This is a genomic window from Paraburkholderia sp. RL17-347-BIC-D (genome assembly GCF_046027915.1).
Classification (GTDB): Bacteria; Pseudomonadota; Gammaproteobacteria; order Burkholderiales; family Burkholderiaceae; genus Paraburkholderia.
Genome location: NZ_JARESS010000005.1, coordinates 162450 through 186831 on the forward strand (window position 1 = coordinate 162450; position 24382 = coordinate 186831).

Below are 24382 nucleotides of genomic sequence, written 5' to 3' on the forward strand. Positions count from 1 at the left end.
AAAACTCCTTATTTCGCGGTACGAAGCGCGGCGCTTTGCGCGTCGGGACGCAGTGAGCCGTACTCCTCGTCGGAAATCTGTTCGAGCGTCTTCCCGGTTGTCGAGACGCCCAGGAAAATCACAGCGAGCGCGCCGATCAGCAGGATGACGGTGGTCATGCCGAACACGCCGGCAAAACCCCACAACGGGTAGATGTAGCCCACCAGCATGGGTGAGCAGATCGCGCCGATACGGCCGAACGCCGAAGCCGTACCCATCCCCGTCGCACGCAGATGCGTCGGGAACACCTCAGGGGTATAGGCATATTCGCCCGCGTTGACGCCGTTCATCGCGAAGGACATGAAGATCGAAGCAAGCACGATCGATGTGTCGCTGCCCGCATTGGCCAACCAGATACCTGCGACGCAAGCCAGTCCCATGTACGTGACGATCGTGGCCTTGCGCCCCAGCTTTTCGCAAAAATATGCCGACGAGTAGTAGCCCGGAATCTGCGCGAGGTAGATCAGGATCGAGACGGAGAAGCTCTTCGTAATGGTCATGCCGTGCTGAACGAGCAAGCCGGGGATCCAGACGAAGAAGGCGTAAGAGCAGAACGTCACCGACAGCCATAGACACCAGCTCATCAACGTCGTTTTGGCGAGCGGCGGCTTCCACAGCAGCTTCAGGTTTCCGAAGAAGGAACCCGAGTGCTCATAGCTGGCGGCAGCACCTGCCACAGGCACGACGGGAGGCAGCGTCACACCCGTGCGTTCGATCTGCCGTTCGATATCGGACACGACGGCTTCGGCCTCGGCATGACGGCCGCGAATCTCCAGCCACCGCGGCGACTCGTGTAGCGAACGCCGCCACCACAGCAGCACGACGACAGGCACGGAAACGATCACCAGCGCGATACGCCAGCCTTCCGGGTTCAGCGGGATCACGAAGTAGCCGATCAGCGCCGCAGCCACGAAACCGAACGAGAAGAAGCCGGCCAGCGCGCCGGTGAAGGCGCCCCGATAGCGGTTGCTGACGAACTCCACCAGGAACGGCGCAATGATCGCGCCCTCGGCGCCCATCCCAATGCCGGCTATGGCTCGCAGCAAGGCGAACGTGTGCCAGTCGTTCACAAACGCGTTGGCGAACGTCAGCACGCAGAAGAAGGTCAGCGCCCACATCATGACGACACGGCGGCCAAAACGATCGCCCAGCAAGCCGGCGAATAGCGCGCCGACGAGAAAGCCGACATAAGTGCTGCTACCGAGAAGCCCGGTTTCGAAACTCGTCAGATGCCATTTGGTACGAACAACGGGCAGGATAAACGCGATGATGGCTGCGTCAACGGCTTCGAACATGAAGCCCAAGCCGCCCATGATGAGCAGCTTGAAGTGGAAACGGCTGAACGGAAGGCGTTCGAGCCGGGCTGCAATCGGTGACATGTAGTTGCTCCCGCAATGAGGGATCGACCAGCCCGGAGTTCCGGACCGAAGTGCGATAACAATATCCTGTATCCAAAATCCAGAGTCAAGGCCGGGTAAACCTCCGCGTGTGCTTCCGTCGCCCGGGACGCGACTGTGAATCGGGACCTGGAGCCCTTAAAAAGTATGGCGGATGCCCGCGCGGACGGCGACCTGGCTATTCGTGGACGACGGCGTCAGGAAGGACAATGCCGCGACGGCGGACTTGCCGGTCGAATCGATACCGGTCGCCCGCTCCCAGGAGGTCGTCGCATAGAGCAACGTCCGCCTCGACAGGCTGTACTGAGTGCCCACGTTGAGCTGCAAATATTTCGCCGATTCAGCCTTCGTATAGTCATACGAGGCTCCCAGCAGAAGTGCCGGCGTGACGTTGTACGTTGCCAGCGCCTCGTAGTTATTGAAGGTCGCCGTGCCCGAAAACGGCGTCGACGACGTCCGCACCACGTCTTCAAAGCGGGTATTCGTATAGGTGAACCCCAGCAGCGCCGCGCCGATGCGATAGTTGACGCCAGCGCCCGCAACCTGCAGGGTCTGGGCCGACGTGTACCCGCTGTAAGTCGGATTGGTGATCGGGTTCACAAACGTGCCGCCGGCCACGGGGTTTGCCGTCGCGTCGTAGATGGACGTCGCGGGGTTATTGATTCGCGAGAATACCGCGCTGGCGCTGAGCGCGTTGTTCGCGTAGCTGAGGCTGATCGCCTCCTTTTTACCGTTGGAGAAGTCTCCTGCCACGCCGCCCAGGCTGAAAAGCCCCGACAGTTTGAAACCGCCGTAGGTAGGCGAGATGTACTTGATCGAATTGCTCAGCGAGTAGTTGCCCCAGACGTTATCGACGTCTGCTGCGTGCGTAGCGAGAATTCCATTGAACCGGCCAGAAGCTGAAAGACCGATCAGCGAATCGAGCACCAGATCGTACTGGCGCCCCATCAGCACGGTACCGAAGGGCGAGCCGAGGCCGACGTAGGCCTGACGGCCAAACAGACGCCCACCGTTATTCAGCTTTCCGGTATTGATATCGACGCCGCTTTCCAGACGGGCCACCGTACTGTATCCGCCGCCGAGATCCTCGTTGATCAGAAACCCCCATTTTGTGCTGCCTAATGCACCGTTGGAGGCCTGGACGTTGTAGTGGCCACCCTGGTTGTTTGTATACGTGATCCCATCGTCCAGCGTGCCGTACAACGTAACGGAACTCTGCGCGTGACACACGACCGCGGTGGACATGATCGCAGCTGCCATACCTGCCTTCTTCATCTCGCCCCTCTTTAATAAGTGGTACTACTGATAGCAAATGGAATGTCCTGCCAGATCTCTGTGTATGGTGCCGCCCGCGCGGCTTGGGTGACAGCCGGACGGGAACCGATTGCCCCGTCATCTTCACAGGACGACGCTTGCGGGTCTCCACACAGAAAGACCCTCACAACGAACTACAATATCCTGGATCCAATATAATCGGTCAAGCGGTTCCCGCAGCGTTCAGTGGATGTTGTGAGGCTCGGGCGTGCGCCTATGGCGAGAACTGCCCAAATATGCTGGATGCGATCACAAGCCCGACGTTGATGGCGGATCGGCAGCTTGAGCGCGCGACGGACGTAAAAAAGGCCACGTACCTTTTGGGAACGTGGCCTTATTTCTTTGGTGCGTGAGGCCGGACTCGAACCGGCACGAGATTGCTCCCGTCAGGACCTAAACCTGGTGCGTCTACCAATTTCGCCACTCACGCGAATTTTTTTACCTGGCAGGCAGGACCGCTACGATATCGCGAGCGACACAAACCTAGGCGAGACATCGAACTTCTGCGATACCAGCAACAGCCCTTATTCTACGCGGGTTCCCGCGACTTCAGCCCTGCCGCCGCCTGGCGGAGCGTCAGGACCTGAACCTGGTCCGCCCACCCATTTCGCTACCCGCGCAGGCAGGCACGGCACGATGCGCCTGCCCGTTGTCCCGCATGCCGTCAGCCGCGTCAGAAACACGCGCCCGAAAGCGTAAGCGCGAGATTCTAACCGATTGATTCGCACTTGTCTGCATTTGCCTGGCATCTGTCCGGGCGGCGCCGATGCTACAATTTTTGGCTTGATGCACGCACGGCGTGCCCCTTCTTCGCCTGCCCTTCCCCACATTTCCAATCCAGTGAATTTCGACGAATATTGCCAGCAGAAAGCGGCGCCGCCCGGATCGAGCACTTACTATGCGCTTCGGCAGGCGCCCGCAGCCACCCAGCCGCTGTTGACCGCGCTGTTCGCGCTGCGCCGTGAGTTCGAGGAAACGGTCAAGGAGACCAGCGATCCGGCCATCGGCCGCACGAAACTCGCGTGGTGGCAAAACGAGCTCGCCGCACTGGCTTCGGGCTCGCCGTCGCATCCGGTGTCCAAGGCGCTGGCAGCCTATCTGCCCGATGTGAAAGCCGAGTACCCGGCGCTGCAGGCGTTGCTCGCCGGCTTCGAGATGGACCTCGACCAGGCGCGTTATCTCGACTACCCGAATCTGCGGCGCTACGTGCAAGGCGTGGGTGGCACCTTCGCGTCGTTGATCGCGCGCGCGACGGCGAAAGATCCCGCGCAGGCGTCGAACTGGTCCGCACCGCTTGGCGAGGCGCTGCTGCTCGCGCAGATCGTCGTCGAAACGGGCAATGACGCGCGCCACGGCCGCATCTATATTCCCATCGACGAAATGCAGCGCTTCAATGTGACTGCCGCGGACCTGATCAATCGAAAATATAGCGACGCGTTCACCGAGTTGATGCGCTTCGAGACCAAGCGCGCCCGCGATGCGTTGCAGACCGCGCTCGGCGCCGTGCCTGCAAGCAAGCGCCGCTCGCAGCGCACGCTCGTCGCGCAGGCGGCATTGGCGCTGGCCTTGCTGGATGAAATCGAACGCGACGGCTATCACGTTCTGCATCAGCGCATCGCGTTGACGCCGATCCGCAAGCTGTGGATCGCGTGGCGCGCGAGGTGATCGACCGGCGCGGCTGCATCAGCCCAGTTGCGCTCACAGCACGTTGTCAGACACGTAGCAACGGCAGCGGCTCGAACCGCTGCTGCAGAATCGTCGACGCGTCGAGTCCCCACCACGGCCCGAGCACGGTGGCGTAAAGCTGCCGGAAATCGACGCCGACCGGCAAGTTGCCATTGCCGTCGAGCCGCGCCAGCACCGGCGGCACGCCATATAAGCCGCCGCGCACGCGTCCACCCATGACGAAATGCGGCGCCACGGTGCCGTGATCGGTGCCGTTGCTCTGATTCTCACGCGGACGCCGGCCGAACTCGGCATAGGTCATCACCAGCGTATCGTCCCAGCGGCCGAGTTCGACGAGCGCCGACTTCATCGACATCAATCCTTCAGCGAGCTGCTTGAGCAGCGCCGCCTGCTGACCTGGCTGATTCTGGTGCGTGTCGAAACCGTTCAGCGTGAGGCGGATCACCGCGACGCCCTGGCCACGCTTCGGCTGTTCTTGTGGCGCGTTTCCCGAAGAAACTTTCTTCGGAGCTTCACCCGCCGCCACTACCTGCATCGCCGTTTTGATCGAGCTGCCGAACGCGCCGCCGGGAAACACGGTTTTCAACTGAGCCTGTCCTTGCGCGGGACGCAGCCGGTCGGCGGCTTTCACAATGTCGTTTTCGACGTCGAGAATATGCGCCAGTTCGGGATTGCGCTCACGCAGCGATACCGGCTTCGCGAGCCGCGAAGCCTTGACGAACTGCGCCGGATTGACCAGCGCGATCGCACGCGCGCCGTTCGCGAGCGGCCCCATCTCGGCGCTGCCGATCACCACGCCGTCGGCGGCAAAACCGGCGGGCACCGGCGTCTGCGCAAACGCGCGCGTCAACCATCCCTCGCGCAAGTATTGGTCGGAACGTGACGCGGTGTCCCAGATCTCGATCGAGCGGAAATGTGACAAGTTCGGTTGCGCATAGCTCACGCCCTGCACGATCGCCAGTTGCTGGCCGCGCCACAGCGGCATCAGCGGTTGCAAGGACGGATGCAGCGCGGTGCGCTCGTCGAGTTGAATCGCCTGCTCGCGTTTGATGCCGATGTTCCTGCGCAACTGGTAGTAGGCGGGATCGGCAAAGGGAATCACGGTATTCAAACCGTCGTTGCCACCCTTCAGTTCGACGAGAATCAACAGGTTGTCGTAGCCGCGTGCCGGAGACGCGCCCGGCGCCGCCATCTGCGCGCCGAACGCGCGGGGCAGCCAGAGTGTTGCGCTGGCGGCCGCGCTCATCGAGAGAAAGCTGCGTCGTTTCATCCTGCACCTCGTTCGATTGTCGCGGCGCGAATCGTGTCGCCGTCGACAGACATATTCTTTTTAGCGGCCTGGCGCGTGCTTATTTCAGCTGCTCACCTCACTTCAGTTGATACGCCGGGTCCATCAGCAATGCCTCCAGATACGCACTCGCGGTCGAACCGGTTTCGATCGCATCCACCGGCGTGAGCGGCAAGACCGCATGCTGCAACTGCAACTCGGCCGACACGCCCGGCCTGGCCGTCGGCGCGGTGTTGTAGTGCGCGAGCCACGTCTCGATGTCGAAGCGTACGCCACCTTTGCCACCTTGAGCGGCTCGCGCCATCGTGCGTTGCGGCGCTGGCGCCGTCTGCATGTCCGGCATCGCGCCGCTTGCCGCGAACTCTGCGTTCATCGGATTGGTCATGCGCCGCGGACCGGCGGCCTCGGTCGCGCGAAACAGCTGCTCGACGAATTGCTTGCGGGCGAGCAGCGTGGAACTGTTGATCCATGTCGTGCCGCCCGGCCATCCTTTGACGTTCGGCGGATAGAACAGGTTCTCGCCGAGCGCGCGGATTTGCGAGGCGAACGGCGCAGGGTTGTCGTAGCCGATGTCGAACGCCCGCAGCGTGCCGACCACGAACTCCGCCGGCGACTTCACGAGGACGCCGCGATTGTCGTCGTCCCAGAACGCGTCGCTCAGGAAGACACCGCGCAACGCGATTTTGATATAGAAGTGGCTCGCGCGAAACCGCGCCGCGATCGGTTCGATGCGCGACGGGTCCGGCGTATCCGAGACGAACTCTCGCCACAGTTTGGTGGTCACGAAGATCGCCGTTTCCGGCCGTGCGAGCAGAATATCGAGCACCTGGTCGCCGTCGAACGGCCCCGTCTCGCCGAGCACGGTCTTCTCGCCGTCGTCGTGCTGGCTGGCGCGCCACACGTAGGCCTGCGTGTCCGGATCGAGACTCCAACCGGTGTACGCACGTGCAGCCTCCGACACGTCGCGCTGCGTGTAATGCCCTTCGCCGAGCGTGAACAGCTCCATCACTTCACGGGCAAAATTTTCGTTGGGCTTGCCCTTGCGATTGCTCGCGCCGTCGAGATATTGCAGCATCGCCGGATCTTTGGCGACGTCGTGCAACAGCTCGCCGAAGTGGCCGAGCGCGTCTCGCCGCAACAACATGTTCTGCAGCGCCATCTGCTGCGGATACGGCACCTTGTCCTGACCCGACGTGAAGTGGTTATGCCAGAAGAGCGTCATGCGCTCGGTGAACGGCGACGGCGTGGTCAACATCTCGCGCACCCACCACGCGCGTAATAGTTCGTAACGCTGGCCACGCAGGCGCAGCGCTTCGCGACGTTGATCGTCGCTCCACGCCTTGCGCGTCTCGCGTGTCGGAATCGGTTCGAGGACCCAGTCGGGCAACGGCGTGACCGCCTCGGTTCGAGTGCTCGCGAGTACCTTGTCGACCGCCTGCGCTCGCGTGAGTCCAACGTATTGCGCAAGCTCGGCGCTATCCGGCGCGAAGCCGACGCGCGTCAGGAAGAAGCGCGCATCGTCGGCACCGAGGATGCTCTGTTCGCGCTCTGAAGCTGCACGCTCATCGGCGGTCGCCACACGGTGCCTGAACTGTTGACCATGGGTCGCGCCCGGCTGCACAGCGGCGGCCGGTCCGCCACATGCCACCACCGCCAGCGCAATCGCCGATGCTGCGAACCGGCGGCCATGACTACCACGCGTGAGCAATTTCATCATCGGTCATCAAGATTGGCGCGACGTCATGGAACAGGCGTTGGCGCGTGCAGTGCGTGCATGGCGCGCTTCGCTCTGACGGCTCAACGGCAGACTGAACGGGAAAGTTGACGGGGGAAATGCGATGAATTCTTTCACGCGGGGCAGAAGCGTGAACGCGTGCCGAGGGCTGGCACGATAATAGCTACCGTTTATAAAGTTCGCGGACAGCGTCTTCGATATGCTGCCGTAACAGACGCCGTTCGTCGGGCGTCATATGACCGTCACGACGACGTTGATCAAGATCGGGGGGAACTGCGGTGCGCAACATGACGTCTGATGCGGGGTGGTCGGTGTTCGGGTTGTGGCGGCTGGGCTTGCCCTGCTTGGGCGCGTGCTCGCTCGCAGCTCTGTCGGCGGAAGGCTGGGCATGGGCGAGCGTTGGTCCTAGTGAGCCTGCAAGCGTACCGGCTACCGCCAGTGCAATCACGCTTAGGCGCACATTCGGCCAAACCCCTCCCTTCATGTTGTTCCCTTCGTGGCGCGGCAACCGGCTACCTCAAATGCGTATACGAACCCCGGTAACGAGCCGGGTGCGATAGTTTTAGTCGTGTGAAGTATCCACCGAACAGCCGCATTCAGTAAAGGAGTCTACCTGCCCCCGCTTTACGTCGTGCCACAGTGCGGGTAAATTTTGTAACTGACTGTAACCCGTTAAATGATGCAAACGCGCACCACTTTCTAATCGCGCTAAGATGCCGACCATGGAAACTAAAAACCCTTCGAAAATCCTCGTCGTCGACGACGATCCGCGCCTGCGCGATCTGCTGCGCCGCTACCTCGGTGAACAGGGCTTCAATGTCTATGTCGCCGAGAACGCGCCGTCCATGAACAAGCTCTGGGTGCGTGAGCGCTTCGACCTGCTGGTGCTCGATCTGATGCTGCCAGGCGAAGATGGTTTGTCGATCTGCCGGCGCCTGCGCGGCAGCAACGACCGCACGCCGATCATCATGCTGACGGCCAAGGGCGAAGACGTCGATCGGATCGTAGGCCTCGAAATGGGCGCCGACGACTATCTACCCAAGCCGTTCAACCCGCGCGAGCTGGTTGCACGCATCCACGCGGTGCTGCGCCGCCAGTCGCCTTCGGAGTTGCCGGGCGCGCCGTCCGAAACCACCGAGGTGTTCGAGTTCGGCGAGTTCGCGTTGAATCTCGCCACCCGTACGCTCACCAAGGCCGGCCAGGAAATTCCGCTGACCACGGGCGAGTTCTCGGTGCTCAAGGTGTTCGCGCGTCACCCGCGCCAGCCGCTGTCGCGTGAAAAGCTCATGGAGCTCGCACGCGGCCGTGAGTACGAAGTCTTCGACCGCAGTCTCGACGTGCAGATCTCGCGTCTGCGCAAGCTGATCGAACCCGATCCGGGCAGCCCGCGTTTCATTCAGACCGTCTGGGGTCTGGGCTACGTGTTCATCCCCGACGGTGCAGCCTGAGTTTGTTTTCATCTGCTGCTTTTGATTCTAGATAAGAAGGGCCCATGCGGATCGACCGGCGCCTCCTGACGCTCGCGTTCGGCGGCCTTTTCTGGCGGACCTTTCTGTTGATCGCGCTGTTGATCGCAGTCAGTCTCGCCGCTTGGTTCCAGAGCTTCCGGGTGATCGAACGCGAGCCGCGCGCGCAGCGCGTGGCGTTGCAGCTCGTCGCCATCGTCAAGCTCACGCGCACCGCACTCCTCTATTCCGATCCCGACCTGCGGCGCGCCTTGCTGCAGGATCTGGAAAGCAATGAAGGGGTGCGCGTGTACCCGCGCGAAACCACCGACAAGTACAAGTTGCAGCCCGACGAGTCGCTGAACCGGCTGATCGAACACGACATTCGCGGCCGTCTCGGCGACGACACCGTGATTGCCCAGAGCGTGAACGACATCCCCGGCGTCTGGATCAGCTTCAAGATCGACGACGACGACTACTGGGTCGCGCTCGACCGCGATCAGCTCGACAACGCCACCGGTTTGCAATGGGCCGGCTGGGGCGTGTTCGCGCTGGCGCTGTCGCTGTTCGGCGCGGCATTCATCACGAGTCTCGTGAACCGTCCGTTCGCGCGCCTCGCCATGGCCGCGCGCAAGGTCGGCTCCGGGCAGTCGCCGGAGCCGCTGCCCGAGCGCGGCATGGGCGTCGCCGCGGAAACCAATCGCAGTTTCAATCAAATGGTGCAGGACCTCGAACAGCTCGAGGCCGACCGCGCGCTGATGCTCGCGGGCATCTCGCACGATCTGCGCACCCCGCTCGCGCGGCTGCGGCTCGAAACCGAAATGAGCCCGTCCGACCAGGCCACCAAAGATGCGATGGTCGACGACATCGAGCAGATGGACATGATCATCGGCCGGTTCCTCGATTACGCGCGCCCGGTGCAGCGCGTGCCGGAACCCGTGGACCTGTCCGTGATCGCGGGAGAACTGGCCGCGCGCATGCAGAGCGAAGACAGCATGCGCCTGATCACGCGGCTCGCGCCGTCGGCGGTGATCGAAGCCGACGAAACCGACATGCGGCGGGTGGTCGGCAACCTGCTGGAAAACGCGCGCAAGTATGGTCTGAGCGACGGCGACGGCATTCCGCACGTGATTCTGGAAACGCGGGTGTCGCACTCGCGGGTCGAGCTGTCCGTGGTCGACGAAGGCCCCGGTATTCCGGAAGACCAGTTGGCGCTTGTCACGCGGCCGTTCTATCGTGTGAATTCGGCGCGCACTCAGGCGAACGGCACGGGCCTTGGCATGGCCATCGTCCAGCGCCTCGTGGGCCGTTACCGAGGCGCGCTGCGCTTGCGCAATCGCACGCCTGGACCGGGTCTGGAGGTCACCATCGAGTTTCCGCTCGCCAAGGGCATCTGATCGGAACGGGCGTCATCCGTCCTTCGTGAGGATATGCCGCGTCGAATAATAACCACCCGGTTAGTTATTTATAGCTATCGGACAGATAATTCAATAGCACGACCGCGAATCACATGGAACGCGCTCGTTGCGGCGAGTTGGTAGCCTGAAAGCATGCTGTTTTCCGACACACGAAGGAGCACTTCCATGAGAACCGTTGGCGATAAACTCGAAGCGTTCACCGTCACTGCCGCGAAGCCGGGCTTCAACCATCATGAAGAGAACGGCATGTCGGCGTTCGAAGAGATCACGGAGCAGTCGTTCCCGGGCAAGTGGAAGATCATCTACTTCTACCCGAAGGATTTCTCGTTTGTGTGTCCGACGGAAATCGTCGAATTCGCCAAGTTGGCCAAAGATTTCGAAGAGCGCGACGCGGTGTTGATGGGCGGCAGCGTCGACAACGAATTCGTGAAACTGGCATGGCGCCGCGCGAACAAGGACCTGGACAGGCTGAACCACTACGCCTTCGGCGACGTGAAGGGCGAGCTGATCGACCAGCTGGGCGTGCGTGACCAGGAAGCCGGCGTCGCGTTGCGCGCCACCTTCATCGTCGATCCGGACAACACGATCCAGCACGTGTCGGTGAACAATTTGAACGTGGGCCGCAACCCGGAAGAAGTGCTGCGCATTCTGGACGGCTTGCAAACGGACGAGCCGTGTGCTTGCAACCGCGAAGTCGGCGGCGACACGCTCTAAGCGGTGCTGGTGAAAAGCCCGCCTAGGGCTTGAATGCGCGCAACGCGGCGAGGCTCCCGCCGCTGCGCGCTTTGTAAAACCAATCAGTTCTTGATCAGCAGAACCGCAGCCTGAGCTTCAATGCCCTCGCCTCGGCCGAGATAACCGAGCTTCTCATTGGTCTTGGCTTTGACGTTGACCCGCTCGATCGGCAGATCAAGATCCGCGGCGATATTGGCGCGCATGCCCTCGATATGCGGCGCCAGCTTCGGCGCCTGCGCCACCACGCTGCTATCCACATTGGCGATGGAAAAACCCGCCGCCTTCACGCGCGCGAAACATTCACGCAGCAACACGCGGCTATCGGCGCCGGCGAATTTCGCGTCGGTATCGGAGAAATGCCGGCCGATATCGCCCATCGCGGCGGCGCCGAAAATGGCGTCGGTAATGGCGTGCAGCAGCACGTCCGCGTCCGAATGGCCGAGCAGGCCGCGCTCATAGGGAATCGTCACGCCGCCGATGATCAACGGACGTCCCGGCACCAGCGCATGCACGTCATACCCTTGCCCAATTCTGAAATCCATATGCGTCAAGTCCTCAAGTCCGCTCACTAAAATTGAAATCGCTGATCACGCAGCCGCCGGCCGGCTCAGAATCGCCTCGGCCAGATCGAAGTCTTCCGGATATGTCACCTTGAAGTTGCGCAAGCTGCCCTGCACCAGCTTCGGCGCATAGCCCAGCCATTCGATAGCGCTCGCTTCGTCCGTCAGGTCGTGACCGTCGGCCTGCGCGCGCAGGATCGCCTCGCGCAGCATGCCGATGCGGAACATCTGCGGCGTCTGCGCCTGCCACAAGCCATCGCGCGCCTCGGTGCGGGCGATCCGGCCGTCGGACGAGCTAGCGTCGATCCGTTTCAGCGTGTCCGCCACGGGCAAGGCCATGATGCCGCCCACCGCGTCGTCCTTCAGCGCGCCGATCAGCGTGCGGATCAGCGCGGGCGTGATGCCCGGCCGCGCCGCGTCGTGCACGAGCACCCAGTCGTCGTCACGCGCGCCGAACTCGGCGAGCGCATGCAGGCCGTTGAGCACCGACGCCTGGCGTGAGGGCCCGCCGCTGCGGCGCACGGCAAAACGCAAGCCGCCGAAGCGGCGGCCGTCGAAGTGCGCGTCGTCCGGGGCGATCACGACGAGGGTTTGCGCAAACTCGCTGCAGGCGTCGAATGCCGCCAGCGAGTAATGCAACATGTCGCGGCCGGCGACAGTGCGATATTGTTTGGGCATCGCGGCGCCGGAACGGCTGCCGGTGCCAGCGCACGGAATCAGGGCAAATAGACGGGAAGTCACGAGTGCGGATGCCGCGAAGTCAAAGTAAAGGACGGATTTTATAATAGGTCCTTCGCATCCACGCCCCGACACGCGTAAACTTGCCGGTCACGTGTGAGCCTGAGGCCGCTTTTTCTCATCTATGCCAGACATCGCCGCATCATCGCAGTACTCCCCGCCCGTCGCGCTCGTCAAGGCCGGCCAGCGTTTCGCCTTCGACGGCACGCACGGCTCGTCCGACGCGCTGCTGATCGCCCGCTACCATCTCGCCTATCGCGAGAAGGTGCCGCTGCTGGCGGTCGTGTGCGAAAGCGCCGTCGATGCGCAGCGTTTGGCACAAGAAATCGGCTTTTTCGCGCCCGAGGCGCGCGTGCGCCTGCTGCCAGACTGGGAAACGCTCCCTTACGATACCTTTTCACCGCATCAGGATCTGGTCTCGGAGCGCCTCGCCACGCTGCACGATCTCGGCGAAGGCCGCTGCGACATCCTGCTGGTGCCCGCCACCACGGCGCTGTACCGCATGCCGCCCGCCTCGTTCCTGGCGGCGTACACGTTCTCCTTCTCGCAAGGCGAGCGCCTCGACGAAGCGAAGCTCAAGGCGCAGTTGACCCTGGCCGGCTACGAACACGTAAGCCAGGTGGTGCGTCCGGGCGAATACTGCGTACGCGGCTCGCTGCTCGATCTCTATCCGATGGGCTCGCCCTTGCCCTACCGGATCGACCTGTTCGACGACCAGGTCGACTCGATCCGCGCGTTCGACCCGGACACGCAGCGCAGCCTGTACCCGGTGAAAGACGTGCGCCTCTTGCCGGGCCGCGAATTTCCCTTCGATGAAGCCGCCCGCACCGCTTTCCGCAGCCGCTGGCGCGAGACCTTCGAGGGCGACCCGAGCCGCGCGTCGATCTACAAGGACATCGGCAACAGCGTGCCGTCCGCGGGGATCGAATACTATCTGCCGCTCTTCTTCGACGACACGGCCACGCTGTTCCATTACCTGCCCCAAGGCGCGCAACTGGCGTTCGTCGGCGATCTCGAGGCGGCGATCCGGCGCTTCACCAACGACACGAAGCAGCGCTACAACTTCCTCTCGCACGACCGCGACCGGCCGATTCTGGAGCCGCAGCGCCTGTTCCTGTCGGACGAAGACTTCTTCACGCTCGCCAAACCGTTCGCGCGGCTCTCGCTGCCCGCCAACGCCGGCGGCGGCTGGTCGACGCCGTTGCCCAATCTCGCGATCGATCGTCATGCGGAAGATCCGGTCGCAGCCTTGCGCGCGTATCTCGACACCACGCCGAACCGCGTGCTGTTTGCCACCGAATCGGCGGGCCGGCGCGAAACGCTGTTGCAGTTGCTCGCCGACAATCATCTGCGACCGGTATCGAGCGACAGCTTCCAGGACTGGCTCACGAGCGACGAGCGCTTTTCATTGGGCGTCTCGCCGCTCGCCAACGGTTTTGCCGTGCCGGTCGACGGCATCGCGATCATCACCGAAACCGAGCTGTATGGTCCGCTCGCGCGTCGCTCGGGGCGCCGCCGTCAGGAACAGGCGAGCAACGTCGATTCGATGGTGCGCGATCTGTCCGAGCTCAAAGTGGGCGATCCGGTCGTGCATTCGCAGCACGGCATCGGCCGCTATATGGGACTCGTGACCATGGATCTCGGCGAAGGCGAGACCGAGTTCCTGCACCTCGAATACGCGGGCGACAGCAAGCTCTACGTGCCGGTCGCGCAGTTGCACGTGATCTCGCGCTATAGCGGCGCCGATCCAGAAAGCGCGCCGCTGCACTCGCTCGGCTCAGGCCAGTGGGAAAAAGCCAAACGCAAGGCCGCGCAGCAGATCCGCGACACCGCGGCCGAACTGCTGAATCTCTACGCGCGCCGCGCCGCCCGTTCGGGCCATGCGTTCGCGCTCGAACCGAAAGACTACGTGAAGTTCGCGGAGAGTTTCGGCTTCGAGGAAACGCCCGACCAGGCTGCGGCCATCGCGGCCGTGATCGGCGACATGACGAGCGGCAAACCCATGGATCGCCTCGTGTGCGGCGACGTCGGCTTCGGCAAGACCGAAGTGGCACTGCGTGCGGCGTTCATCGCGGTAATGGGCGGCAAGCAGGTTGCGCTGCTCTCGCCCACCACGCTGCTCGCCGAACAGCACACACAAACCTTCAACGACCGCTTCTCCGACTGGCCGGTGCGGATCGCCGAACTGTCGCGCTTCAAATCGACCAAGGAAGTCAGCGCGGCGATCCAGCAGATCAACGACGGCAGTGTCGATATCGTAATCGGCACGCACAAGCTGCTCTCGTCCGACGTGCAGTTCAAGCGGCTGGGACTCGTGATCATCGACGAGGAACACCGTTTCGGCGTGCGTCAGAAAGAGGCCTTGAAGGCCTTGCGCGCCGAAGTGGACGTGCTCACGCTCACCGCCACGCCGATCCCGCGTACGCTCGGCATGGCGCTCGAAGGCCTGCGCGATTTCTCCGTGATCGCCACCGCGCCGCAAAAGCGCCTCGCGATCAAAACCTTCGTGCGGCGCGAGGAAGACAGCGTGATTCGCGAAGCCATGCTGCGCGAGTTGAAGCGTGGCGGCCAGGTCTACTTCCTGCACAACGAAGTCGAGACGATCGAAAATCGCCGGCAGATGCTCGAAACGTTGGTGCCCGAAGCGCGTATCGCGGTCGCGCATGGACAGATGCATGAACGCGAACTCGAACGCGTGATGCGCGACTTCGTTGCGCAGCGCGCCAACGTGTTGCTGTGCACGACGATTATCGAAACCGGTATCGACGTGCCGAGCGCCAATACGATCCTGATTCATCGCTCCGACAAGTTCGGTCTCGCGCAATTGCATCAGTTGCGTGGCCGTGTAGGCCGTTCGCATCACCAGGCGTATTCGTATCTGCTGGTCCACGATCCGCAAGGGCTGACCAAACAGGCGCAACGCCGCCTCGAAGCGATCCAGCAGATGGAAGAACTCGGTTCAGGCTTCTATCTGGCCATGCACGACCTCGAGATTCGCGGCACGGGTGAAGTGCTCGGCGACAAACAGTCCGGCGAGATTCACGAGATCGGCTTCCAGCTCTACACCGACATGTTGAACGACGCCGTGAAGGCGCTCAAGGAAGGCAAGGAGCCCGACCTCACCGCACCGCTCGCCGCGACCACCGAGATCAACCTGCACGCGCCGGCGATTCTCCCGGCGGACTATTGCGGTGATGTGCAGGAGCGTCTGTCGCTCTACAAGCGGCTGGCTAATTGCGAACACAACGATTCGATCGACGGCATTCAGGAAGAATTGATCGACCGTTTCGGCAAGTTGCCGCCGCAAGCGCATGCGCTGGTGGAGACGCATCGTCTGCGGCTGGCGGCGAAGCCGCTGGGTATTTCGAAGATCGACGCCGGCGAAGCGGTGATCGGCTTGCAGTTCATCCCCAATCCGCCGATCGACGCGATGCGGATCATCGAGATGGTGCAGAAGCACAAGCACATCAAGCTCGCGGGCCAGGACAAGCTGCGTATCGAAACGCGCAGCCCGGATCTCGCGGTGCGTGTCGCCACGGTCAAGGAAACCTTGCGCGCGCTCGGCACGCCGAGCCGCGGCACCGCGGCCAGCGCTGCTGCGCGATGAGTTCGTCGATCGCGCCGCGCTAATGCGGCCTTGGCGCGGCGTTAAAAAACGCGGGACGTCTAGCGTTTTTTCGTTCATGCTGCGGTGCGCAAACGCGCGCCGCAGCATACGGACGGCTTTTTTTTGGGTATGATCGAAAGACTTAAATGCCGGAGTCTTGTCATGTCTCACGTCGCTGAATCAGCGCAGTCTTCGCAATCGTCCGCCTCCGCTTCGAATTCCTCCTCGCCTGTCTCGCTCCCGTGGGTGACCCGTCTCGTGTCGATGGACACGGTCAGCCGCAATCCGAATCTCGGCCTGATCGAAACCGTGCGCGACGAATTGCGTGCCGTCGGTATTCAGGCCACGCTCACGCACGACGAAAGCGGCAAATGGGCCAACCTGTTCGCGACGATTCCCGCACACGACGGCGAAACGAACGGCGGCGTGGTGCTGTCGGGCCACACCGACGTCGTACCCGTGGACGGCCAGCAATGGGACAGCGATCCGTTCAAGCCGGAAATTCGCGGTGACAAGCTGTACGGCCGCGGCACCTGCGACATGAAAGGCTTCATCGGCGCGGCGCTGACACTCGTACCGGAGATGCAGCGCACCAAACTCGCGAAGCCGATTCACTTTGCCCTGTCGTTCGACGAGGAAGTGGGCTGCGCGGGCGCGCCGCTCCTGATTGCCGACCTGATGAAGCGCGGCGTGAAGCCGGACGGCTGCATCGTCGGCGAGCCGACCAGCATGCGGCCGATCGTGGCGCACAAAGGCATCAATGCTTACCAGTGCTGTGTGCGCGGTCAGGCGGCGCATTCGTCGCTTACGCCGAAGGGTTTGAACGCGATCGAATACGCCGCGCGGCTGATCTGCTACATCCGCGACATGGCCGACCAGTTCCGCGAGCAGGGCCCGTTCGACGAACTGTACGACGTGCCCTTCACCACCGCGCAAACCAGCACGATCGTGGGCGGCAATGCGATCAATACCGTGCCGGCCGAATGCAAGTTCCAGTTCGAATTCCGCAACCTGCCCACGCTCGATCCCGAACCGATCTTCGCGCGCGTCGATCAATACGCACGCGAAACGCTGCTGCCGAAAATGTTGCGCGAGCATCCATCGGCGGCGATCGAGATTACGAAGATCGCCGCGGCGCCCGGACTCGATTCGTCTGAACAAGCCGCCATCACGCAACTGGTGCGCGCGCTGACCGCCGATCAGGACAGGCGCAAGGTCGCCTACGGCACGGAAGCCGGCCTCTTCTCGCTGGCGGGCATTCCGAGCATCGTATGCGGCCCAGGCGACATTCAGCAGGCGCACAAGCCCAACGAATTCGTCGCGCTGGATCAACTGGTGGCGTGCGAGCGTTTCCTGCACAAATTCATTCACAGCATGTCGGTCGACGCGCACGCGCGCTGAAACTGACGCGCGTAGAAAGAGTCTTACCCATACCGACCCAAGCACGCCCACGCCATGTCCACCGCCACGCCGCAACACACCGACCATACGATCGACGGGGAGCCGATCCCCACGCTCGACGACATCGCCGCACAGCACTTTGCGTTGACGCCGTGGGTGACGCGAACGCCGGTGTTCGACAGGGCGGACTTTCCGTCGCTGGAAGGCACGGTGGTGAACTTCAAGTTCGAGCTGTTGCAGGCGGGCGGCAGCTTCAAGGCGCGCGGCGCGTTCACCAATCTGCTCGCACTGGACGAAGCGCAACGCAGCGCGGGCGTCACTTGCGTGTCGGGCGGCAATCATGCGGTGGCGGTCGCGTATGCGGCCATGCGCCTCGGCATCAGCGCCAAGGTCGTGCTGTTTCACGCGGCCAATCCGGCGCGCGTAGCGCTGTGCCGGCAATACCGCGCCGAGATCGTGTTCGCGCAAGACATTGCCGAGGCATTCGAACTGGTGCGCCGTATCGAGGCTGAAGAAGGCCGCTATTTCGTGCATCCGTTCAACGGCTATCGCACGGTGCTGGGTTCGGCCACGCTTGGCTACGAGTGGGCCACGCAAACGCCGGATCTCGAAGCGGTGATCGTGCCGATCGGCGGCGGCGGCCTCGCGGCGGGTGTGGCGACCGCCATGCGGCTCGCGAATCCGAACGTGCATGTATATGGCGTGGAACCCGAAGGCGCGGATGTCATGGGCAAGAGTTTCGCCGCCAATCACACGGTCAAGATGCGCCAGATGCACGGCATTGCCGACTCGCTCATGTCGCCGCATACCGAGGAATACAGCTACGAATTGTGCCGCCGTCATATCGATCAGCTCGTCACGGTTTCCGACGACCAGTTACGCGCGGCCATGTTGACCTTGTTCGGACAACTGAAGCTTGCGGTCGAGCCGGCCTGCGCCGCGGCTACCGCCGGCTTGCTCGGCCCGCTGCGCGAACAGTTGCAAGGCAAACGCGTGGGTGTTCTGCTGTGCGGCACCAATACCGACCCGGTCACATTTGCCACGCATATAGACCACGCGCGACATAGCGAGTCACTGTTTCCTCAATAAAAAACAATCCTCGCATTCCCCGGCAAAAGACTAGCCTATCAATCTCAGGTTGGTATCATTCGAATATCGACTTCTGGGAGGAACCTCTATGAGCATGGTCAAGGAATTCAAGGAATTTGCCCTCAAGGGCAACGTGATGGATCTCGCGGTCGGTGTGATTATCGGCGGCGCCTTCTCCACCATCGTCAATTCAATTGTTAAAGACCTGATCATGCCGGTTGTCGGGCTTGCCACCGGCGGCCTCGATTTCTCCAATAAGTTCGTTCGGCTCGGTGCAATTCCACCTAGCTTCAAGGGCAGTCCCGAGTCGTATAAAGACTTGCAAACGGCGGGTGTTGCCGTGTTCGGTTATGGCTCGTTCATCACCGTGCTGATCAACTTCCTGATCCTCGCGTTCATCATTTTCCTGATGGTCAAGTTCATCAACAATCTGCGCAAGCCGGCTGAAGCCGCACCGGCAGAACCGCCGCCGACACCGGAAGACGTGCTGCTGCTGCGTGAAATCCGCGATTCGTTGAAGAACTCACCGCGTTGAGCATGCCGGCGTCTCAGCCGGAGCCAGCCACAAGCCGCAAGCAAAAGGCCTGTTGCGATTCCCTCGCAACAGGCCTTTTTCCTTACCGAGCGCCGATGCCGGCGGCACACGCTCAAGCGTCCTTCTGCTCCTTCTGACTGACCGCGCCTTCGATCATCGTCTCGAGCTGGCCGAAGTTGACAGGCTTGGTCAGGTGCGAAGTGAAGCCGGCGCTCAGGCAGCGACGCACGTCTTCGTCGGTGCCGAAGCCGGTCAACGCGACCGCGGGCGCGTCCGAGTGCTCGCGGAACGCCTTGATGAAGTCGAGGCCGGTGCCGTCGGGCAAACCGACATCGCTGACGATCAGATCGAAGGTCTGCGATTGAGTCGCGGCCAACGCGTCGTCGACCCGGCCCACGGTCGTGACCTCATGGCCAAGGCTGCGAATCAGTTGCTCCATGACCTCGGCGGTGTCCAAATGGTCTTCGATCAGCAGGATGTTCAGCAGACCGGCCGAATGCACTTCGTCCGGCACCACGACCGGTGACGTCACCTCAGGCGCAGCGGCAGTCGGCAAGGTGATCGTGAAGGTTGCGCCGCAGTGCGCGCCAGGGCTCTGCGCGGTCACCGTGCCGCCGTGCACGTCGGTCAATGCTTTCGTGATCGCGAGTCCGAGGCCGAGGCCGCCGAACTGCCGCGTCATGTTCTGATTGCCCTGCTCGAACGCGTTGAAGAGCTTGCCGATCTGCTTCGGCTCGATGCCGATCCCCGTGTCTTCGACCGATATCTGCACGTGCATGCGTTCGTCGCGGGTGCGCACATAAATATGGCCGCCGTCCGGCGTGAACTTGGCGGCATTGCGAATCAGGTTCCACAGCATCTGCTGCAGCCGCGCGCGATCGGCCAGCACGTAATGGTGCTGGGCGTCCTTATGGACGTGCACGTCCTGCTGCTTGACCTGAATCTCGCTGCGAAACAGTTCGAGCACGCTGTCTATCACCTCGTGCACGTCGACGGTTTCGAGCGACAGCCGCAACTTGCCGTTCGCCACGCGCGTGAGATCGAGCAGGTCGTCGATCAGCCGCGCTTCGAGTTCGACGTTACGGCGGATCATGCGCACGCTCGCGCGCGCCTGATCGGGCAGATCCGGGATCATCTCCAGCACGCTGGCGCCGGCCAGCACTGGCGTGAGCGGCGTGCGCAATTCGTGCGACAGCATGGCGAGAAAGCGGTCCTTGGCGCGATTGGCTTCTTCGGCGGTCTGGCGGGCGGCCTGCTCCGACGCCAGCAGCCGTTCGCGCTCCTCGTTCGCCTCGCGCTGCGAATGAATGTCCGTGCAACTGCCGAACCATTTGCTGACGTTGCCTTCGGCGTCGCGCATCGCCACCACGCGGACGTCGAACCAGCGGTATTCGCCGTCGTGCCGGCGAATCCGCAACTCGTGCCGGTAGTCGCCGACTTTGTCCGACACCGCCTTCAGCCAGCTACGGCGAACCTCTTCGCGGTCGTCCGGATGCACGGCGTCGAGCCAGGCGAGACCGTACGAACAGCTTTCAGCGAGGCCCGTATAGTCGTACCACTGCTTCGACAGAAAATCGCAGTCGCCCGTGGCGTTGCAGGTCATGACGAGGTGCGGCAAGGCCTCCGACAAGGTGCGGTAATGCTGCTCGCGATCGCGCAGCAGCAAGGCTTCGTCCGATGCGCGCTGCAGGCGCACTTGCGAGAGCACCCGTTCGACGGCTTCAGGAAGGTAATCGAGGTAATCGCCGGATTTCGGCACCACATCGGACACGCCAGCGCGCAGCGCTTCAATCACTCGCGATTCGTCGGTGAAACCGGTCACGAGGATGGCGGGAATCCGCACGCCTTCCGTGCGCAAACGGCGAAAGAAGTCCAGGCCGGTCTCGGGCCCGCTCAGTTGATAGTCGAGCACCAGCAAGTCGGGACCGCCGCCCGCAAGCCGCTCACGGGCCGCTTCGACGCCGGCGCAGATCGCGACCCGGCAGCCCGCGCGCTCGAGCGACTTGCGCGCGAGCCGCAGGATGCCTTCGTCGTCATCGACGACCAGCACGTACGCGGCAGGCTGCGTGGACACTTCTTCGGTCATGCGGAGTCTTCTCTGGCTAGGGTCTTCAAGTGGTCTATCTTGTCACGAGCGGCTTTCGGCCGGCTTCATGCGAACCTTCCATCACGGCGCCGCGAGACGATGCCCCGAGGGCAGCTTGACCACCTGCAGGAAAAACCCGAGGCGCCGCACGGCTTCGATGAACGCATCGTACTCGACCGGCTTGGTGATGTAGACATTGCAGCCGAGTTCGTAGCAGCGCGCGATTTCGCGCGGGTCGTCGGTCGTGGTCAGGACGATCACCGGCACGGCGGCGGTTTGCGGCGACTCTTTCAGACGCCGCAAGACTTCGAAGCCGTCCACCCGCGGCATTTTCAGATCGAGCAGCACGACGAAATTCATCAAATCTTCGCGCGCGGGTACAGCGCTGTCAGCGGGATCGGCCGCGGAACTCGCGGCGGCGTCCGCCGGGGACGGCGTTGGACCGAAAAAATAATCGAGTGCCTGCTGGCCGTCGCGAAAGCGCACGAAACCGTTCGAAATGCCGGCACGGCGCAGATTGCGCTCGACGAGCGTGGCGTGGCCGTCGTCGTCTTCGATCAGTACGATGCTGACCGTTTCCCCGTGACTCATATGCTCTCCGTGCTGAACGATTGGTTGATGCCTGCCACTTGTGAAGATCCGCGCCGCTCCCGCGTCTACCCGCTCTTGTTCAGAGACGCGCGGGCTGTTCCGGCAACACCACAAAAAACGTCGACCCCGCGCCTTCCGCCGACTCGACCCACACGCGTCCCCCATGCCGCTCCACCGTGCGACGCACCACCGCGAGGCCAATGCCGTCGCCACTAGCGACGTCGCCGTGCAGGCGCTGAAATGCCCGGAACACTTTCGACATATACGCGGCCGGAATGCCGAGGCCATTGTCGCGCACATAATACGTGCGCATGCGCACCGCGCGCGGTTCGCCCGCCTCGCCCGGCTCGCCCGGTTCGGGTTCCAGCGCGCCGACTTCGATACGCCCATTGCGCGCCGGATCGAGATAATTCAACGCATTGCCGATCAGGTTGCTGAAAATCTGCTCGATCGCGCCCGGGTCGCCCCATGCCGGTGGCAAGTCGCGCACGGTCACCACGGCCGCATGCTGCCCGATCGCGCCCTGCAGCGCGTCGACCACCCGTCCCACCACGCGCCCGACGCTCACACGTTGCCACTGGTACTCGAGCCGGCCGGCGCGCGAGATGCGCAGCAGCGCGTCGATGATCGCGGCGGCCCGCGTCACTGCCGCGCGCAAATATTGCAAGGACTCGCGCACCTCGCCGTCGAGAATATGCGCCATGCGCCGATGCTCGGCCTCCGGCAATTTTGCCGCCTCGACGACGCTGTCCAGCTCGTCGCACGAGACCTGCAACTCCTTCGAGAAACCTTGCAGATTCACCAACGGCGAGCGCAGATCGTGCGACACGCTGTAGATGAACATTTCATTATCTTGCGTCTCCTGACGCAGTTCCTCGTTGACGCCCGCCAATTCTTGCGCGCGCGCTTCGAGCCGCGTTTTCAGCATGGCCTGCTCGGCGTCGGCCTCACGCAGGCGCGCGCCCGTCTGATGCAGCACGGTGTCGAGCGCGGCAATCTCGTCTTTACCCGACAGCGGCGGCGCGAGCGTGCGCCCGCTGCCCAAACGTTCGGCGTTATCGGCCAACACTTCCAGCCGCCGGCCGATGCTGCGCGCAAAGACCACCGCGGTGGCCGCCCAGATCAGCATCGAGCCGAGCACGGCGCCGATCAGCGCGTACTGCTGGCGGTCCCGCCGCCGCGCGAGCGCGGCCGAGCGCTCGGCGTCGAGCCGCGATGCCTCGTCGCCGAACGCGGCGAGCTCGTCGCGAAACACCGCGATCTGCTGCGGCAACGCGCCGGTCTCCAGCGCGGCAAACGAATTCGGGCGATGCCCCGCATGCAGCGCCTGTGAGATCGCGACAGTCTGCGCGCGATATGCGTCGATCGCCCGCTGCATCTTGTGCACACGCTCGACCTGCTGCGGCGTGCCGGCGACCAGCACCTCGAGATTCGACAGCCGGTCGCCCAGATCGACCCACACCGTATGGCGGTCGATCAGCGACGCATCACCGATGACCATAGCCGTGCGAACCCGCGCCGCCTGACGCAGCAACGGATCGACGATGGCCGACGACTGATAGAGGATCTGCTTGCTGTTGGTGACCCACTGCGCGGCCTGCGCTGTCTGCTCCTGGGTATCGAAGACGACGCCGAGAAGCGCCAGCTCGACCACGCTCGGCACTGCAATCAGCAGCAGACCCTTGGTGAATAGTTTCATGTTCGCCCGAAGGGTCGCAAAGAGTCACTCAAGCGGTCACTCAAGCCGCGGCGGTTCGCGTGACCGGCCACGCCGCGCCGCGCTGGCGGGACTTTGCGGTGCCGGATCGGCGAGCTCGGCGCAGTGCAGCCGGACGGGCCATTATCGACGTGAATTCGAGATATTTCAACGTAGCGGCAGGATGCGCTCGTCCACACAAAAATGACTTTTTTATTGGTATGAGATGATTTTTCAGCGCCTCGTGCGTCTATGATGGAGACAGATGTGCTGGGAAGCGAAAGCGCGCGGCGAGGCGGTTCGGCATGATTCGTGCGGGAGGCGGTGGGGCGGCGTAATCGTCGAATCACCGTGAATCCGGCCTTGTCGTATGCTATAAAAGATCGACGTGCGGCGCGCGAAGCCGGGAGTGGTCGCATGAGGACGCTGCGTTTCTTGCAATTCTTTTTCAGGCGAATTTTTATGTCCTTCCCGAAAAAGCGTAGACGCGCGAAGGTGGACGGCGATGAGTCGTTCCTCGCGGTACTACGGCATTTCAAGCCGTTCGGCCAGCTCGACACCAAGATTGCGCGCGCTCGCGCGCAAGACGAGCCTGTCCTTTATGCACATGTGCTGCCAGGGCTCGATGTGCTGCTGTGTAGTGTGCGTGGCGCGCAACCGCCCTATCCTGCACCTGCGGAGTTGCGACGTCGCTGTATCGAATCGATTACCAATGCGCTGGAGCAACCGCTCGACGGCCTCGAGAACGGCGGCTACTGGTATGAGGCGGACGGTTTCGGCTTTCTGGTGTTCGCCAGCCGCGCTCGCGGCAAGATCCTGACGGAATTCGGCGCGACTCGCATTGGCGGCGCCCGTCGTGGGGTGCGTCGGCAGGATGCTGCCGGAGACGCCGCGCCGCGCTCGCTCAGGTAGACCTTTAGCTTTACGGTAGACCTTCACACTCGCAACACCGTCTGTTGGCAAAGCTCGTCAGGCGGCGTTGCGTCATCACCTTTCCTTGATTCGGCGTGTCATCTCAGGTG

The 24382-nt window shown here is 62.8% G+C and carries 19 protein-coding genes and 1 tRNA gene; 9 read left to right on the plus strand and 11 right to left on the minus strand.

Features of this window, described 5'->3' with window-relative positions; translation table 11 throughout:
- Positions 1-8 precede the first annotated feature (8 nt).
- The 3 genes from P0D96_RS09540 to P0D96_RS09550 form a co-directional block, all read right to left on the minus strand.
- Positions 9-1418 carry an MFS transporter gene (locus P0D96_RS09540; protein WP_408175510.1) on the minus strand — a complete coding sequence of 470 codons (1410 nt, stop codon included), beginning with the start codon at positions 1416-1418 and terminating at the stop codon, positions 9-11.
- Between the two features lie 156 nt (positions 1419-1574).
- On the minus strand, positions 1575-2711 hold the full coding sequence (locus P0D96_RS09545; protein WP_408313159.1) for a porin: 1137 nt from the start codon (positions 2709-2711) through the stop codon (positions 1575-1577).
- 382 nt (positions 2712-3093) lie between these two features.
- Positions 3094-3180, minus strand: a tRNA-Leu gene (locus tag P0D96_RS09550).
- 410 nt (positions 3181-3590) lie between these two features.
- On the opposite strand from P0D96_RS09550, the gene P0D96_RS09555 reads away from it, so the two are divergent.
- Positions 3591-4415: a squalene/phytoene synthase family protein gene (locus P0D96_RS09555; protein WP_408286716.1), complete on the plus strand. Its 825-nt coding sequence runs from the start codon at positions 3591-3593 to the stop codon at positions 4413-4415.
- 46 nt (positions 4416-4461) lie between these two features.
- Here the strand turns inward: P0D96_RS09555 and P0D96_RS09560 are convergent, their stop codons facing one another.
- The 3 genes from P0D96_RS09560 to P0D96_RS09570 all read right to left on the minus strand — a co-directional run bounded on the left by P0D96_RS09560 (position 4462) and on the right by P0D96_RS09570 (position 7943).
- Positions 4462-5706: a DUF1501 domain-containing protein gene (locus P0D96_RS09560; RefSeq protein ID WP_408313162.1), complete on the minus strand. Its 1245-nt coding sequence runs from the start codon at positions 5704-5706 to the stop codon at positions 4462-4464.
- A 97-nt stretch (positions 5707-5803) separates the two neighbouring features.
- Positions 5804-7441, minus strand: coding sequence for a DUF1800 domain-containing protein (locus tag P0D96_RS09565; RefSeq protein WP_408313165.1), 1638 nt, complete (start codon positions 7439-7441; stop codon positions 5804-5806).
- Between the two features lie 181 nt (positions 7442-7622).
- Positions 7623-7943: a hypothetical protein gene (locus tag P0D96_RS09570; RefSeq protein WP_132374732.1), complete on the minus strand. Its 321-nt coding sequence runs from the start codon at positions 7941-7943 to the stop codon at positions 7623-7625.
- 229 nt (positions 7944-8172) lie between these two features.
- On the opposite strand from P0D96_RS09570, the gene ompR reads away from it, so the two are divergent.
- The 3 genes from ompR to P0D96_RS09585 all read left to right on the plus strand — a co-directional run bounded on the left by ompR (position 8173) and on the right by P0D96_RS09585 (position 11036).
- The gene (ompR, locus tag P0D96_RS09575) at positions 8173-8907 is read left to right on the plus strand and encodes an osmolarity response regulator transcription factor OmpR (protein ID WP_006048917.1); all 735 of its coding nucleotides are present in this window, start codon (positions 8173-8175) and stop codon (positions 8905-8907) included.
- Positions 8908-8951: 44 nt separating this feature from the next.
- The gene (locus P0D96_RS09580) at positions 8952-10301 is read left to right on the plus strand and encodes an ATP-binding protein (RefSeq protein WP_095419485.1); all 1350 of its coding nucleotides are present in this window, start codon (positions 8952-8954) and stop codon (positions 10299-10301) included.
- Positions 10302-10487: 186 nt separating this feature from the next.
- Positions 10488-11036 carry a peroxiredoxin gene (locus P0D96_RS09585; RefSeq protein ID WP_408175517.1) on the plus strand — a complete coding sequence of 183 codons (549 nt, stop codon included), beginning with the start codon at positions 10488-10490 and terminating at the stop codon, positions 11034-11036.
- Positions 11037-11119: 83 nt separating this feature from the next.
- On the opposite strand, the gene ispF is transcribed toward P0D96_RS09585, so the two are convergent.
- Together ispF and ispD are read right to left on the minus strand one after the other, a co-directional pair.
- On the minus strand, positions 11120-11599 hold the full coding sequence (ispF, locus tag P0D96_RS09590) for a 2-C-methyl-D-erythritol 2,4-cyclodiphosphate synthase (RefSeq protein WP_132374734.1): 480 nt from the start codon (positions 11597-11599) through the stop codon (positions 11120-11122).
- Between the two features lie 45 nt (positions 11600-11644).
- Positions 11645-12358: a 2-C-methyl-D-erythritol 4-phosphate cytidylyltransferase gene (gene ispD / locus P0D96_RS09595; protein ID WP_408175518.1), complete on the minus strand. Its 714-nt coding sequence runs from the start codon at positions 12356-12358 to the stop codon at positions 11645-11647.
- 121 nt (positions 12359-12479) lie between these two features.
- Between ispD and mfd the strand changes: the two genes are divergently transcribed.
- The 4 genes from mfd to mscL all read left to right on the plus strand — a co-directional run bounded on the left by mfd (position 12480) and on the right by mscL (position 18987).
- Positions 12480-15962 carry a transcription-repair coupling factor gene (gene mfd / locus P0D96_RS09600; RefSeq protein ID WP_408313170.1) on the plus strand — a complete coding sequence of 1161 codons (3483 nt, stop codon included), beginning with the start codon at positions 12480-12482 and terminating at the stop codon, positions 15960-15962.
- A gap of 162 nt (positions 15963-16124) precedes the next feature.
- Positions 16125-17363 carry an acetylornithine deacetylase gene (argE, locus tag P0D96_RS09605; protein ID WP_408313173.1) on the plus strand — a complete coding sequence of 413 codons (1239 nt, stop codon included), beginning with the start codon at positions 16125-16127 and terminating at the stop codon, positions 17361-17363.
- Between the two features lie 54 nt (positions 17364-17417).
- Positions 17418-18452, plus strand: coding sequence for a threonine/serine dehydratase family protein (locus P0D96_RS09610; protein WP_408175522.1), 1035 nt, complete (start codon positions 17418-17420; stop codon positions 18450-18452).
- 88 nt (positions 18453-18540) lie between these two features.
- Positions 18541-18987, plus strand: coding sequence for a large conductance mechanosensitive channel protein MscL (mscL, locus tag P0D96_RS09615; RefSeq protein ID WP_310812031.1), 447 nt, complete (start codon positions 18541-18543; stop codon positions 18985-18987).
- Positions 18988-19099: 112 nt separating this feature from the next.
- Here mscL and P0D96_RS09620 read toward each other — a convergent pair whose 3' ends face one another.
- The 3 genes from P0D96_RS09620 to P0D96_RS09630 all read right to left on the minus strand — a co-directional run bounded on the left by P0D96_RS09620 (position 19100) and on the right by P0D96_RS09630 (position 23363).
- Complete coding sequence (locus P0D96_RS09620) at positions 19100-21073, minus strand: hybrid sensor histidine kinase/response regulator (protein ID WP_408313176.1); 1974 nt, start codon at positions 21071-21073, stop codon at positions 19100-19102.
- Positions 21074-21154: 81 nt separating this feature from the next.
- Entirely contained in the window at positions 21155-21664 is a 510-nt protein-coding gene (locus P0D96_RS09625) for a response regulator (RefSeq protein ID WP_408175526.1), read from the minus strand.
- Positions 21665-21743: 79 nt separating this feature from the next.
- Positions 21744-23363 (minus strand): sensor histidine kinase, encoded by a 1620-nt coding sequence (locus P0D96_RS09630; protein ID WP_408313179.1) that lies wholly within the window; start codon positions 23361-23363, stop codon positions 21744-21746.
- Between the two features lie 414 nt (positions 23364-23777).
- On the opposite strand from P0D96_RS09630, the gene P0D96_RS09635 reads away from it, so the two are divergent.
- Positions 23778-24272, plus strand: a complete 495-nt coding sequence (locus P0D96_RS09635; RefSeq protein WP_091794435.1) for a hypothetical protein — start codon at positions 23778-23780, stop codon at positions 24270-24272.
- Positions 24273-24382 lie beyond the last annotated feature (110 nt).

Coding starts and splice junctions, on each gene's coding strand:
- mscL (WP_310812031.1), top strand. CDS start 18,541: ATGAGCATGGTCAAGGAATTCAAGGAATTTGCCCTCAAGGGCAACGTG.
- argE (WP_408313173.1), top strand. CDS start 16,125: ATGTCTCACGTCGCTGAATCAGCGCAGTCTTCGCAATCGTCCGCCTCC.
- P0D96_RS09585 (WP_408175517.1), top strand. CDS start 10,488: ATGAGAACCGTTGGCGATAAACTCGAAGCGTTCACCGTCACTGCCGCG.
- P0D96_RS09620 (WP_408313176.1), bottom strand. CDS start 21,073: ATGACCGAAGAAGTGTCCACGCAGCCTGCCGCGTACGTGCTGGTCGTC.
- ispF (WP_132374734.1), bottom strand. CDS start 11,599: ATGGATTTCAGAATTGGGCAAGGGTATGACGTGCATGCGCTGGTGCCG.
- mfd (WP_408313170.1), top strand. CDS start 12,480: ATGCCAGACATCGCCGCATCATCGCAGTACTCCCCGCCCGTCGCGCTC.
- ompR (WP_006048917.1), top strand. CDS start 8,173: ATGCCGACCATGGAAACTAAAAACCCTTCGAAAATCCTCGTCGTCGAC.
- P0D96_RS09580 (WP_095419485.1), top strand. CDS start 8,952: ATGCGGATCGACCGGCGCCTCCTGACGCTCGCGTTCGGCGGCCTTTTC.
- P0D96_RS09625 (WP_408175526.1), bottom strand. CDS start 21,664: ATGAGTCACGGGGAAACGGTCAGCATCGTACTGATCGAAGACGACGAC.
- P0D96_RS09560 (WP_408313162.1), bottom strand. CDS start 5,706: ATGAAACGACGCAGCTTTCTCTCGATGAGCGCGGCCGCCAGCGCAACA.
- P0D96_RS09545 (WP_408313159.1), bottom strand. CDS start 2,711: ATGAAGAAGGCAGGTATGGCAGCTGCGATCATGTCCACCGCGGTCGTG.
- P0D96_RS09565 (WP_408313165.1), bottom strand. CDS start 7,441: ATGATGAAATTGCTCACGCGTGGTAGTCATGGCCGCCGGTTCGCAGCA.
- P0D96_RS09570 (WP_132374732.1), bottom strand. CDS start 7,943: ATGAAGGGAGGGGTTTGGCCGAATGTGCGCCTAAGCGTGATTGCACTG.
- P0D96_RS09630 (WP_408313179.1), bottom strand. CDS start 23,363: ATGAAACTATTCACCAAGGGTCTGCTGCTGATTGCAGTGCCGAGCGTG.
- P0D96_RS09610 (WP_408175522.1), top strand. CDS start 17,418: ATGTCCACCGCCACGCCGCAACACACCGACCATACGATCGACGGGGAG.
- P0D96_RS09540 (WP_408175510.1), bottom strand. CDS start 1,418: ATGTCACCGATTGCAGCCCGGCTCGAACGCCTTCCGTTCAGCCGTTTC.
- P0D96_RS09635 (WP_091794435.1), top strand. CDS start 23,778: ATGAGGACGCTGCGTTTCTTGCAATTCTTTTTCAGGCGAATTTTTATG.